Origin of the sequence: Halomonas sp. MES3-P3E, from assembly GCF_002836035.1 — a bacterium.
Lineage (GTDB): Bacteria > Pseudomonadota > Gammaproteobacteria > Pseudomonadales > Halomonadaceae > Vreelandella > Vreelandella arctica.
On sequence record NZ_PJBT01000187.1, the window covers coordinates 65955 to 79660 of the forward strand.

Annotated in this window: 11 protein-coding genes; 1 reads left to right on the forward strand and 10 read right to left on the reverse strand. The window is 54.5% G+C overall.

The genetic code is table 11. The features are described from left to right. Positions 1–53 precede the first annotated feature (53 nt). Positions 54–731, forward strand: coding sequence for a response regulator (locus CXF87_RS16995; RefSeq protein ID WP_101147483.1), 678 nt, complete (start codon positions 54–56; stop codon positions 729–731). Here CXF87_RS16995 and CXF87_RS17000 read toward each other — a convergent pair. The 10 genes from CXF87_RS17000 to CXF87_RS17045 form a co-directional block, all read right to left on the reverse strand. Further along, complete coding sequence (locus CXF87_RS17000) at positions 728–2119, reverse strand: hybrid sensor histidine kinase/response regulator (RefSeq protein WP_101147484.1); 1392 nt, start codon at positions 2117–2119, stop codon at positions 728–730. The two genes, CXF87_RS16995 and CXF87_RS17000, sit on opposite strands and share 4 nt — an antisense overlap. Continuing rightward, entirely contained in the window at positions 2088–3254 is a 1167-nt protein-coding gene (gene nosP, locus CXF87_RS17005; RefSeq protein ID WP_101147485.1) for a nitric oxide-sensing protein NosP, read from the reverse strand. The genes CXF87_RS17000 and nosP overlap by 32 nt, the downstream gene beginning before the upstream one ends. Continuing rightward, the gene (locus CXF87_RS17010) at positions 3235–5499 is read right to left on the reverse strand and encodes a hybrid sensor histidine kinase/response regulator (RefSeq protein ID WP_101147486.1); all 2265 of its coding nucleotides are present in this window, start codon (positions 5497–5499) and stop codon (positions 3235–3237) included. Before CXF87_RS17010 ends, nosP begins: the two co-directional genes overlap by 20 nt. Continuing rightward, positions 5489–6064 (reverse strand): molybdopterin-dependent oxidoreductase, encoded by a 576-nt coding sequence (locus tag CXF87_RS17015; RefSeq protein ID WP_101147487.1) that lies wholly within the window; start codon positions 6062–6064, stop codon positions 5489–5491. The genes CXF87_RS17010 and CXF87_RS17015 overlap by 11 nt, the downstream gene beginning before the upstream one ends. A gap of 94 nt (positions 6065–6158) precedes the next feature. Continuing rightward, positions 6159–6977, reverse strand: a complete 819-nt coding sequence (locus tag CXF87_RS17020; protein ID WP_101147488.1) for a DUF2189 domain-containing protein — start codon at positions 6975–6977, stop codon at positions 6159–6161. A gap of 348 nt (positions 6978–7325) precedes the next feature. Then, complete coding sequence (locus CXF87_RS17025; RefSeq protein ID WP_101147489.1) at positions 7326–7754, reverse strand: universal stress protein; 429 nt, start codon at positions 7752–7754, stop codon at positions 7326–7328. 11 nt (positions 7755–7765) lie between these two features. Further along, positions 7766–10360, reverse strand: coding sequence for a TRAP transporter permease (locus CXF87_RS17030; protein WP_101147490.1), 2595 nt, complete (start codon positions 10358–10360; stop codon positions 7766–7768). Positions 10361–10537: 177 nt separating this feature from the next. Beyond that, entirely contained in the window at positions 10538–11518 is a 981-nt protein-coding gene (locus tag CXF87_RS17035) for a TAXI family TRAP transporter solute-binding subunit (protein WP_008956019.1), read from the reverse strand. 394 nt (positions 11519–11912) lie between these two features. Beyond that, the gene (locus CXF87_RS17040; RefSeq protein WP_101147491.1) at positions 11913–13217 is read right to left on the reverse strand and encodes a TRAP transporter large permease; all 1305 of its coding nucleotides are present in this window, start codon (positions 13215–13217) and stop codon (positions 11913–11915) included. Further along, positions 13207–13686: a TRAP transporter small permease gene (locus CXF87_RS17045; RefSeq protein WP_101147492.1), complete on the reverse strand. Its 480-nt coding sequence runs from the start codon at positions 13684–13686 to the stop codon at positions 13207–13209. Before CXF87_RS17045 ends, CXF87_RS17040 begins: the two co-directional genes overlap by 11 nt. Positions 13687–13706: the final 20 nt, after the last annotated feature.

A 13706-nucleotide genomic window follows, 5' to 3' on the forward strand; every position in this document is an offset into this window, starting at 1 on the left:
TGGCGATATAGCCCGATGGCAGGATTAGCCCTCATCCCTTGGTAGGAGACGCCATGTATTCCCTGTTAGTGGCCGATGACCACCCGCTGTTCCGTGATGCGCTGCAAACCGTGATTAGCGGGGGCTTGGCAGGCAGCCAACTGGCGGAAGCGGAGAGTCTCGCTGATGCGATGACGTTGGTGGAACAGCATGCGGAGTTGGATTTGCTGCTACTGGATTTAAGCCTGCCTGATGCCGAGGGGCTAGAGGGGCTGACCCGCCTGCGCGAGGTGTTTCCATGGCTGCCGGTAGCGATTGTCTCTGCGCATCAAGAGCGCCAACTGGTGCTGGATGCTATTACCCTGGGCGCGGTGGGCTATATCCCCAAATCTACGCCCCGGGAAGCAATGCTGGCAGCCTTAACGCAGATTCTTGAAGGTCAGCTCTACCTGCCGCCCGACATCATGCGACGGCCTGCGCCCCGCGCGTCTTTGCCCCCCACGACCGTCACCGCCACAACGCCCAGCGAGCGGTTGGCGCGCCTGACCGAAAAGCAGCTGATGGTCTTGGGCTGTATGGCCAAAGGCATGTCCAATAAGCATATTGCGCGAGAATTGTTGATTGCCGAAACCACCGTTAAAACCCATGTCTCGGCGATTTTGCGTAAATTAAATGCGACCAGTCGGGTGCATGCGATCGTCATTGCCGGAGAGGAGGATTTAAGTTTTTATCGCGCCAACCGGGCTCACTAATGCTTATGCAACAGTGAGGCAAGCAGCATGCGCAGCCGCAGCGGTTTGAGCGGTTTTAGCAAACAGTGCATACCCGCCTCACGGGTGGCCCGCTTAATCTCTGCCTCGTGATTCGCCGTTATGACCACGGCGGCCAGTCCAGGATAGCGCCGCTGCAAGCGCGCGGCCAGATCGATACCGGTTTCACGATGTTCCCCTAAGTGATAATCAACCAGGAGTACCGCAGGGCGTTCACCATCGCTGGCGGCCTCAAGGGCACTCACCGTGGCTGCCGCGCGTACCCGACAGCCCCAACTGCTTAGCAGTGCCTGCATGCCCTCAATAATGGCCAAGTCATCATCGATCACCCAGACGATACAGCCCTGCAGCGGATCATCTATTTCCGCCAATGGAGAGATGTAGCGTGCGGGCAGAGCCGATGACGGGACCGCCGCGTAAGGCACGGTGATAGAAAAAAGAGCTCCTATGCCGGGGCGTGAAGTGAGGGATACCGGTTGCTCCAGCATACTGCTGATCCGGTCAACGATGGCTAGCCCCAGCCCTAAGCCACGGCTATTAGCACTATGGGGCTGGTTAACCCGCCGGAACTCCAGAAAGATCGCTTCGCGCTGCTGCTCTGGAATGCCGGGGCCGGTATCGCCCACCATAATTTCCAATCCATGAGGGCGTCGTCGGCAGCCCAGCAGCACGCGGCCATGTTCGGTATAGCGCACCGCATTACTGAGGAAGTTGCGTATGACCCGCGCCAGCAGCGCCAAGTCTGATTCAATCATCATACTGGAGGGCACATAGTGCAACGCTAAGCCACGCACGCCCGCCACTTGGCGGTACTCTTCCGCCAGCGTATCGAGCAGTGTACTCACCGCGAACGGTGATTTATCGGCGCGCAGCACCCCCGCATCCAAGCGCGAGATATCCACCAGCGTGCCGATCAGGCCTTCCACATCTTTCAGCGAGCGGCCGATATGGCCCACTAGTTTTTGCGAGTTTTCAGGCAGTGAGTGGGTTTCTAAAGCGCTGGCAAACAGGCGGGCCGCGTTGAGCGGTTGCAACAGGTCATGGCTGACCGCCGCAAGGAATTTTGTTTTAGAAAGGTTGGCCGCTTCAGCCTCGGCTTTGGCCGCCAGTAATCGTGTGTTGACCTGCCCCAGTTCATCCAAGGTTCGGTGCAAGGTATCGGTGCGTTCTCGCACCTGCTCGGCAAGCAGCACTGAACGCTCAAAGGCGGCGTAAGGGGCGCCCTCGGCACTACCATCACCTTCGACCCGCTCCATTAACGCTTGGCAGACTTTGCGCAGGCGACGGTTCTCTTCTCGCAGCGCGGCGACCTCGGCTTCATCCTGGCTATTGGTGGCTTCAGTGGTTGTCGTTAGCTGGAAGAGATCCAAACGCCACCCCCGTAAACGTTTGATTCACATGCATGCCGTGGTGCTGCTCACCGTAGGTATTGAACCCCACTACCCCAGCCTGGCGCAGCAGTTGCGACGCCTGGTCTAAATGATCCAGTGCTTCAAGCTCCATACGGCGTAAAAAACAGTCGCAGGCAATGATGACGCTAGGCGCGCCTAGCCGGGCACTCACGCCTTCAAGCATGACATTGAGATCATCGAGCAGCGGTGTTGGTTGCATGGCCGTGAGCACGATGCCATTTTCCACTGCACAGTAAAAACTCAGGCTGCTGTCGCGGTTAACGCTCTGGATGGAGCGCACATAGTGCTGCCCACCGATACGCACCGCTAAAGGGTGACGAGCAAAAATCGCTGCATTGAGCTGTTCAGGCGCAACCCCAACCAAATCGGCATACACCTTCGCGGCGGGCAAACCATTCAATTCTATTACCCGCCGTTGCTCACGATTCGCCTCCGTTACCACGAGTTTGTGGGCCATTGGGGTCAAATGGTGAGTCGAAAAGACGTCAAAGGGCAACTGGGTATTAATCATCACCACCACCGCAGCCCGGGTATAAAAGCGCCCGGCGGTGTACACGTGGGTATGGCTGAGATGATTATCATCGCCGGCAGAGCCGCCAAAGCTGGGTATACGCCCCAGCGCGGCATCCAAGGTGGCAAGCACTTGCTCTTCGCGACTCGATAAGCCATCCAATAAGGTGAGCGCAAAGCTGTGCTCATTAATAGGCGCGACGGCCTGTCGACGGCAACGCTCCAAGAGTGTATCGACTAGCGGCTGAGCGTTGGTCAACTCAAAATGATCCAGGTCATCGATCAGCGCTGTTTCGATGGCGAACCAACGACGATCAAAGCCCATCGCGACGATCGAACCGCGATCATAACCAAGCGGCGTTATTTCCCCAGCGGTAGTGCAGCCGCTAAGCGGCGTGGAGGGAAAGCTTCGCTCTAATGCGGCCGCCAGCTCCGCTAAATCATACTCCGCACTGCAGAAGAACAGCACGAAGCCCAAGTGTGCGTGATAGAGAGCGTCGGCTAATTCCGACGCTGCGTTCCAAGCGTCTGCCTGCTGACTAGCCGCCGTAATAATGCCCTTTTCAACGGGATAAATGGTCACGACACCACCTCTCCAGAGCGGCATGGGTGCGCACAGCGGCAAGCTTTAACGTGCTGAAAGCATCATTGAGCTGGCTTGTGGTGGCTTGCTCTGTCTTGGCCAATATCTCCAACTGCTTCGCCAATTCGGCTAGCTGGTCAGCGCCCATGCTCACTGACTCGCCGCGCAGCTGGTGCGCCAAACGCATGACTTGATGGTGCTGCTCTGGTGTCAGTGGTGTTGCCACCAGACAAGCAGCCAGTTGCTCGGTGTAATCGCTGACTTGCTGATGGTAAAGCATCGCCAGTTGGCTCAGGCTCGACTCTTCCAGTGACGTTTTCAGCATAGTGAGAGTGTCGACATTCAGTAACGGCGGCTCCTCGGTTGGCGTTTGTGTTCCCGCTAATGCTGGTACAGGAGCCGTGTCGGGAGCGGCAAAAAGCTGTAACGCCAGCACATTACTTAACGCCGAAAGCGACAGTGGCTTGGTAATGTAATCATTCATGCCCGCAGCTAGGCAGCGTTGACGATCATCTTCAGCGCCGCCTGCCGTCATGGCGACGATAGGAACACTCGCCAGCCAGCCACCCTGTTCGCGTAAGCGCTGAGTGACCAACAAGCCATCTATATCGGGCAACTGGATATCCATAAAGATGAGTTGTACCTGCTGTGACTGGGCCATTGCCAAGGCGTCATGACCATTCTCGGCCCAGATCACATCGCAGCCTAGGCGCGATAACAAGCCAATAGCGACTTTGCGGTTGACCGCATTGTCCTCCACTAGCAGCAGCGTTGTGCCGGAAAAATCGCGTTTAGGTATCACGGGCAGTGACGCTGAAACAGGATCGACTTCTACCAAGGGCAACTGGCACCAGAAGATACTTCCCTGGCCTAATTGGCTCTTGACCCCTAACCGCCCTTGCATGGCTTCGCTTAACCGCTTGCAGATCGCCAGCCCCAGCCCCGTTCCACCAAAGCGGCGGGCCACTGACTCATCCGCCTGCTGAAAAGGCTCAAAAAGCCGCTCTTGCTGCTGCTCGCTCAAGCCACAACCGGTATCGATCACCTCAAATAATAGCTGTTCTACCGTAGAGGAGACCTTGACGCTTACCTCGCCATGGTCAGTGAACTTGATCGCATTGGCGATCAGGTTTAGCAGTATCTGCCGCAGGCGGGCAGCATCGACCAACACCCACGCAGGCACCAGGGGGTCGACGTTAACCGTAAGCGTCAATCCTTTAACTTTTGCCCTGGGTGCAAGCAGCACCACCACACTATCGATAAGTGGTTTTAGCGCAGTAGGCGATGTTTCCAGGGTTAAGTGACCGGCTTCGATTTTAGAAAAATCGAGGATTTCATTAATCATTGCCAGCAGTTGATTGGCACTATCGTAAATCGTGTGAGCGTAATCCTCTACCTGAGCGGGACTCGCCGATTCCCGTAATAACTCACTCATACCAATCACACCGTTCAGCGGGGTACGAATTTCGTGACTGACCATGGCGAGGAAGTCTGACTTAGCTTGATTCGCCGCCTGCGCCTGTTTGGCAGTAACCTCCAATTGCTGGCCTAATTGCTCCTGCTCGCGCCTGACCGCCGCACTTTCGCGCATTTCGCGCACCAGGAAAGCAATCACCAGAAAAGCCGCTAAGCTCATTCCGACGATTAGTGACATGAGGAGCTTGTAGAGCAGGCTGAGCTGGGCGCGCTCTTCGGTCGCCGACTCGGCCAAATAGCCATTAATCGCAATAACCAGGCGCTCTGTTAACTGCGTTAGCGCCTGCAATTCCTCTTCCAGCACCGTCAACGGTAATTGATCAATTCCCCCCTCGGCTTCAGGCCCACCATAGGGATAAAACATACTATCCAGCACATCCAGCTGTTGCTGGATTTGGCCCAATAATTCCCGAGCCGTACCGATCTGTTGCAATAACGTGCTGACCTCACCCTCATTGAGCAACGTAATGCGGCTATATAACAGTTCAAAGCGTAGGTTTAGCTCATCATGCGTCTCGGACGTAAGCGACTCACGCGTCACAGCCAATAGATGGTTCAAGAGCTGTACCGCATCGCGGTCCAGCTTATAAACCACCCAGGCGGTATCTTCACGCAGACTCTGAGTGAGATTTTCCTGCCGCCAGGCAGCCAGGGTAGCGACGACCAACGCCGCGGCAAATAGCAAAACCGCAACGATGGCAACGAGCTTAAAACGGCGAGGATAACGCAGCAGGCTGGAAGCCTGTGCGGTTGAAGCGCTAGCGAACATCAATATGCATAACCTGCCATACCGCCCTGAAGCGTATTTTTTCGCTTAACAGCGCTTCATCCTCATCAAAGGGATAAAGCACCCATAACGGACCGTACTCACGAATGGGGATCGCTTTTTCATCCTTTTCAAGGGCTAAGATAACGTCATACTCTTCAAAATCGCTCACCGGTATTTCCGCTTCGTAGCCGTTCAGGGCGGCGACATGTACCGTATCGCTTTCCGCGTTTAAACGCGCCAGCAAGTCGCGCATTAAAGGCCCACGATAGTGGTTACTAGCTTCTGTCCAGGGTGTGGTAGTATCGAACTCGTGCTGTGGTAACGCCTCTAACATGGCGCGGTCAAACTGCGCTTCACCACCCACGTTCGTAAGGCCAACATTACCGCTAACGGTCAAAATAACCGGCCCGCTGGGTTCCTCTAAGCCATCGGCTGTTTCAGCGAGTCCCGCTAGGGGAATGCTGAATATCAGCACAGCCCACCCCATTAATAACGCTTTCACAGTAAACACCTCACGCCAAAAGACCCGTTGGTTTAAACGCCCAGAAATAAAAGGAGACAGCATAAAGATTACGCTATCTCCTTAAATAGGTCAGGCTCAATACTGTTTTTTCGTAATGTTTTTATCGTAATGGAAGCGTTATTCGCTCACAGCTGAGTTACGAGCTAATTTTCTCAAGCGGCTCAAAACGCACTAATTCTTCGTAGGCATGCCAACTGGCGTGACCTAATACCGGCAAGATGAGCGCCAAGCCAATATAGAATGTCATCACACCTACCAACACACACAGCGTTAAAATCACCGCCCACAACAACATCACGCGAAAGTTACGGGCAACACAGCGTACGCTGGCTTCAATCCCTTCCATGAAGGTTAAGTCTTGATCCATCAGTGTGGGTATCGCCACGACGCTAATAGCAAACGCGCCGAATGCTAAAATGCCACCTGCCACTGTGCCAACGGCAAGCATGCCTAAGCCTTCTGAGGTGGTCAGTAGCGATGTATAGAGGGTCGCGGGACTAGGAACTTCAAATCCAAAAAACAGGGCAAATAGCAGAGTGGCTAAACGAATCCAGGCCAGGAAGAAGATCATCATCATGACCCCCATCATCGCCAATTGACCGGCATGGGGTCTCCAGCTTCCGAATGCATCTCCCAGGTTAGGCACTTGCCCCCGTTCTAAGGCTCGGCTGATGCCATACGAACCGACCGCGACCAAGGGCCCGATAAACATAAAGCCAGCAATCATGGGCAGCAGCCAATACCAGTACCCCAGCGTAAATGCGCCAAGGGTGATCGCGATACTCAAGCCCACCCAAAACATGCCATACGAAAGACTGACCACCGTTGCGCGGCGAAAATCTTCTACCCCCGCAGCCAACCACGCTCTAGGCCGATCCAATCCGACCTTATTAATAGTAATTTTAACGCTGGGCTGATCTGAATGGTGGTTTGTTTTTGTTGTAGCCGCATTCATGGCATCACTCCTGTTGTACCTGATACTAGGTCCTGAACTCAGGGTTTACCTCAAAGCATCAACGCTTGTTAGCGCTGCTGGCATTAATGCCAACTTAATGGCTTAACACTATCTTTCAGTGCTTTTTCTCAGTGCTTTCTTAATGCTCTCTTAATGTAGCTGACCTGAAGACCCGAGGCGTTGACTGAAAGGCTATGCGTACAAAAAATCCATGAGATGGCCTTAAAACGCCAATTTAATTGCTGCGTTAGCAAAAGCGTATGTAGCCAACGTTAGGTACCAGCCATAAAAAAACTCCGGGCTAGCTGCCCGGAGTTTTTGGTTGTTGCTACGTGACGCTTTGAATGTCTAGCGCACAATCATTACCGACATTTTGGCATGGTGCACAACGTGCTCTGCATTAGGACCAAGCACATAATCGACAAACTTACGCTTATTGTGAGAGGCCATGACGATCAGATCCACGTCCAGTTTCTTACCGGCTTTGATAATGGCCTCCCAAGGCGAACCATCCACAATGACACTTTGCACCTGAATGTCATCGGGCACATTCGTCTTGATGAACGCGTGAAGCGCATCGGTGATCGCGACATGCGCTTTTTTAGCGAAGTCCTTGGGGAAGTAGGAACCCACCATGGGCATGCGATAGTCCGGCAGTACCGTCACCACATGAAGCGAGGCGCCGAAAGTGCGACATAGCGTCAATGCCGTGGGCAGCGCCTTCGACCAGGAAGACTCCTCGTTCAAATCCACCGGCAACATGATCTTACTGTACATGGCACTCTCCTTCATGCGGTGGCAGCAGCTTGCGTGTTATCACGACGCCGACGCTGCATCAATACAATCAACCCAAAGAGCAAGAAGGCAGGAATCCACATTAGCTCTTTCGTCCAGCGATCAACGGGGGCCAGAACCTCGATAATTTCTTGATCGAAGTCGAAACCAAGCTCTGCCGCTTGGCTGCCGTAGGTCACCATGTCAACGGTCGCCGTGCCATCCTCGATAAAGAGCTCCATACCCAAGTTATCAAGCCGCTCTTGGCCTGTTTCACCTTCAGGCACCGGCAGGGTCATGTAAGTGGTCATGGGATCGCCATAATCATCAAGACCGGCAATCTGCAAGCGCAGCGTGGAGTCTTCATCGACACTACCCAATGCTTCGACAAATTGCGCGGGCGGGATGGATTCGTAGGGATCATGAATCATGTCCATCCAGAAGCCGGGGCGGAACAGCGTGAACGCAATCAGCAGCAGTACAATAGACTCATACCAACGGTTGCGCGTAATCATGAAGCCCTGGGTCGCCGCGGCGAAGATCAGCATCGCGATGGTCGACACTACAAAGATCAGCACCCCCTGAAGGAAGGTCACATCGATGAGCAGCAGGTCGGTATTAAAGATGAACAGGAAAGGCAGCGCTGCGGTACGAAGGCTGTAATAGAACGCCTGAAAGCCGGTTCGAATAGGGTCACCACCGGATACTGCCGCCGCCGCAAAGGACGCAAGCCCCACCGGCGGGGTAACGTCGGCCATGATGCCGAAATAGAACACAAACAGGTGTACCGCAATCAACGGCACCAGCAAGCCATTTTCAGCGCCCAAGTTAACGATGACCGGCGCCAGTAGTGCCGAGACGACGATGTAGTTAGCCGTTGTAGGTAGCCCCATGCCGAGAATCAAACTAAGCACTGCGGTAAGCAGCAAGATCAGCATCAAGTTGCCCATGGCCAGCGTTTCCACCACCTCGGCTAGCACCAGGCCCACCCCGGTTTGCGAGACGGCACCGACGATAATACCGGCGGTAGCCGTCGCAATGCCGATGCCGATCATGTTGCGGGCACCGGTGACCAGGCCATTCCACAGATCCATCGCACCTTCACGCAGATCCGCACGCATATCGCTGCGTCCGCGAAAAATCGACGTGATCGGGCGCTGAGTAAGAATGATAAAAATCATGAACACAGTGGCCCAGAACGCCGACAACCCTGGCGATAAGCGCTCCACCATCAGACACCAGACCAGCACAATCACCGGCAGGATGTACTGCAAGCCAACCAGCACCGTGGGCTTGGTTTGCGGCAGCGAATAAATCGGTTCGTTAGGATCATCGAGCTCAAGCTCGGGGTAGCCGGCCGCCAGCTTGAGCAGAGCGATATAAATAACCGTAAGCCCAACAGCCACCACCCAGGGCGTCGCCTCACCCAACACCGGCTTGAGCCAGCCAAGACCATAATAGACTGCCAACGCGGTGACCATCATCAGCAGCAGGCCACCAAGAAAACCGATCACTTTATTGACCAGCGGCTTAGGTGGGTTGCTGCTTTGCAGCCCCTTCATATTGGCTTTGAGGGCCTCAAGGTGAACGATATAGACCAGCGCTATATAGGAGATCAGCGCAGGCAGGAAGGCATGCTTAATCACCTCGACATACGAAATGCCCACATACTCGACCATCAAAAAAGCGGCCGCCCCCATCACCGGCGGCATAATCTGTCCATTGACCGATGACGCCACTTCGACAGCCCCCGCCTTTTCAGCGGAAAACCCAACACGCTTCATCATCGGCACCGTAAAGGTACCGGTGGTTACCACGTTAGCAATAGAGGACCCGGAAATCAGACCGGTCATGGCCGACGCCACCACGGCGGCTTTCGCTGGCCCACCGCGATAGTGACCAAGCAGCGAAAACGCCACTTTGATAAAGTAATTGCCAGCGCCCGCCTTATCGAGCAGAGCACCGAACAAAACAAACAGGAATACGAAGCTGGTTGAGACACCCAGCGCAATACCGAAGACCCCTTGAGTTGTTAACCACTGATGATTAATCAAACCAAAGAGACTCACCCCACCATGGGAAAGAATCCCCGGCATCCAAGGGCCAGCCAGGCTATAGAGAAGAAAAACAGACGCCACAATCATTAACGGCGGGCCAAGCGCTCGACGTGTCGCCTCGAGCAACAGCAGTATCCCGGCGATGCCAATAATAACGTCCTGCAGTATCGGTGCGCCGGGGCGTTGCGATAACTGCTCATAAAACATGAACATGTAAGCGCCACAAAAGGCCGCCGCCGCCGCCAGTACCCAATCCTGGATCGGCACACGGTCTCGCGGCGAGCGCTTGAGTGCCGGATAGGCCATATACGCCAGGAACAACGCAAAGGCTAAATGAATAGAGCGGGCTTCCGTGGCACTAAACACGCCAAAGCCCAGAACGAAGGGCACTGGGGATGCAATCCACAATTGAAAAAGGGACCACGCTGCCGCAATGCTTACCAAGAGCTTGCCGGGCATACCGGCCGGTTTGCGGGCTCCCGTGTCGCTGGAGGCGACCATATCCTCCAAGTCTCCTCCGACTCCCGAAGGCCTGTTCTTATCTTCTGTCATATGACTGCCCTTCTCCGAGTCGATTGACGCATCATTGCCATATCGAAATGCCCTATCAACATTCTAAGTGCCTTATCAACATTCTAAGTGCCCTATCAACATTCTAAACCAAAATGCGCGGCACCCTGGGGTAACCGCGCATTTCTTACTAAGGTAGCAACACCTCAGGCTGAAGGATTACTCAATCCAGCCTTGCTCACGGTAGTAACGCGCCGCCCCATCATGCAACGGTGCGGAAAGGCCCTGAGTTACCATCTCTTCTGGAACTAGGTTCTCGAAAGCCGGATGCAGCTGCTTGAAACGATCAAAGTTATCAAAAACCGCTTTTACAGTCTGGTAGATAACTTCTTCGTCAGCTTCAGCAGTGGTGACAAATGTCGCTGCTACACCGAAAGTTTCGACATCTTCGTCATTGCCGCGATACAGACCACCCGGAATAACCGATGCGGAGTAGTACGGGTATTCATCGATGATGCCCTGAATGTCTTCGTCATTCAGCGGAATCAAACGAGCATCAACAGTGGTGGTCGCTTCTTGGATGGAACCATTGGGGTGACCAACGACATACACCATGGCATCGACGTTATTGTCGGAGAGTGCCGCTGCTTGCTCGGCCGCATCAAGCTGAGATGCCAAAGAGAACGTATCTTCGGTCCAGCCCTTGGCGTCCATCACCACTTCCATGGTGTTGCGCTGGCCTGAGCCTGGGTTACCGATATTGACGCGTTTGCCTTCCAAATCATCGAGTGTCTCGATGCCTGAATCAGCACGTGCAAGCAGGGTCAATGGCTCGCCGTGGACACGGAACACAGCCCGCAGGTCCTCATAGGGCTCGCCTTCGAAATTCCCGGTACCATTGTAGGCTTGGTACTGGACATCCGATTGAGCGACACCCATGTCCAATTCGCCGGACTTGATGCCATTGATATTGGCGACAGAACCACCGGTGGAAGGTGCGTTACACTTAATATCAGCGTCTTCAAGACGATTAACCAAACGACAGATCGACTGCCCTACGACGTAGTAAACGCCGGTTTGGCCACCGGTGCCGATGGTGATGAATTGTTCGTCGTCCTGTGCCATCGCCGGAGAGGCGAAAGCAGCGGCGGCCAGTAGCGCACCGGAGAAAGCAGCGGTAGAAAACGTATGGCGTTTCATGAACACACCTCTTTATATTGATGTTATGAGCACTACACGCTTTGGGCTCACCTAGTGAATTGTTCCCATAGGTGATTCTGCTCCAAAACGTTTTTCAAGACATTCTATTTTCAAGGCAAACTGTTTTTAAGACAATCTGTTACAAGCACCCGTTGGATGCCTGCTAATACTACTTTAGCGAAAAACTAAGCCTTTAGCGAAAAAAGCGTGCTTAACGACATGCCGCAGTACCTATCGCTATTTAAAACGCATTTCAGCTTGGTAGATAGTAGTTTAGTGGTTGGTAACGTTTAGTAAGCGTTAATCCCTATACCGTTTTGGCATAGGGGATAAGGATATGCACTGCTTGTTAGACATGAGCAATGCCTTATGGTCACTAATTTCTGAGCCCACATCAAACGTTATAGCCCAACACGGTAGGCAGCCACAGCGCGATAGCGGGGAAAATAGCCACCAGCGCCAGCGCACACCCCATTGCCACCACAAACAGCAGCGCCCAGCCGAGCGTTTGCTCCAAACGAATTTTGGCCACCTCGGTCGTCACCATCAAATTCACCGCCACCGGCGGGGTAAACTGGCCAATAGCAATGTTCATTGCCAATAGAATGCCGAACCACACCGGGTTCCATTCAAAGTGCTGCATCACGGGTATCAAGATCGGCATCATAATCAGATAAATCGAGATCGCATCCAGCAGCATCCCGGCGACCAGCACCGCCAACATCACCAGAATAAGCAGCAGCACGCCGTTATCGGTCAGGCTAATGATCCACTCCGCCAAGTGGCGGAAGGTGCCCAGCATGGTGCCCGCCCAGGCAAAAATTCCGGCCAGCGCGATAATCAGCATCACCACCCCCGAGATAATCGCCGCCTCGCCTAACAGTTCCCACAAATCGCGTAGCGACAGTTCGCGAGTAAGAAAAAGCCCGACAATCGCGCCATAGGCCACCGCCACCACGGCGGCTTCAGTGGGTGTAAACAAGCCTGAACGCAAGCCGCCTAAAATCAGCACCGGCGCAAACAGCGCCGGTATCGCCTGTTTAAAAGTGGTGCGCACACTGAGCTGTTCAGCACCCTCTACCGGCGTGCCGCCCTCCCAACCATAGCGTTTGGAAACGATCATGGCAGGCACCAGCAGTGCTATCCCCGCCAACATGCCAGGAAACAGCCCCGCCGCAAACAGCGCCCGCAAATCAACACCGGGCACCACAATCGAGTAAAGAATCAGTGCCACTGAAGGCGGTATAAGAATCGCCGTCGAGGCTGAGGCCGCAATCAGCGTGGCCGAAAACGGCTTGGGGTAGCCCGCTTTGGTCATGCTGGGCAGCATCACCATCGCCACGGCCGCCGCATCGGCAGGGCCAGAGCCGCTCATGCCGCCCATAATCATACATACCAATACTGCGACCAGCGCCAAGCCGCCGTGGCGAGGGCCAATCAGCGCCTGGGCAAAACGCACCAAGCGAAGCGCCACACCGGAACGCTCAAAGATAAGCCCGGTTAAAATGAATAACGGAATCGCAATCAAGGGGTACTTGGCGATGCTGTTATAGGTATTAGTGCCCAGGGTCGCCAGCATATCCGGAGACAAGCCAAGCACGATACCGACAGCCCCGGAAAGCGCTAATGAAAACGCCACCGGCACACCCGCAATCAGCAAGCCTGCAAAGGCCAGAATCATCCAAACATCAGGGCTCATCGGTGAGCCTCCCCGTCAAACGGTCAGCGGTTTGCTGGAACAAGCGCCATAACATGGCCGCGGAAAGCACTGGCAACCAGACTAAATACCACCACTGAGGTAACCCCAGCCCCGGCGAAAGCGACTCCCACTGGTACTCCTGCCAAGCCAACTTGCCGCCATACCAAGTGATCAAACCCAGCACAATGGCAACGCACAGCGTTTGAAAAAGGATTAAGGCACGGCGGTATTTAGGCGGCAACGCACGCTCCAGAAAGCCAATACGGATATGGCGATTGCGCCGCAACGCCACCGAGGCCCCGGCAAACGTCAGCACTACCAACAAAAACACCGAAAACTCCTCCGTAAATGAAAAAGAGCCACCGGTCAGATAGCGGGTAATGACATTACCCAGGCTGATCAATGAGATAATGATTAACGCCAGCGCGCCCAGCCAGCGCTCGGGGCGTGCATCAGGAAAGCCTTTCATGGCAGCCTCACAGCAAAAAA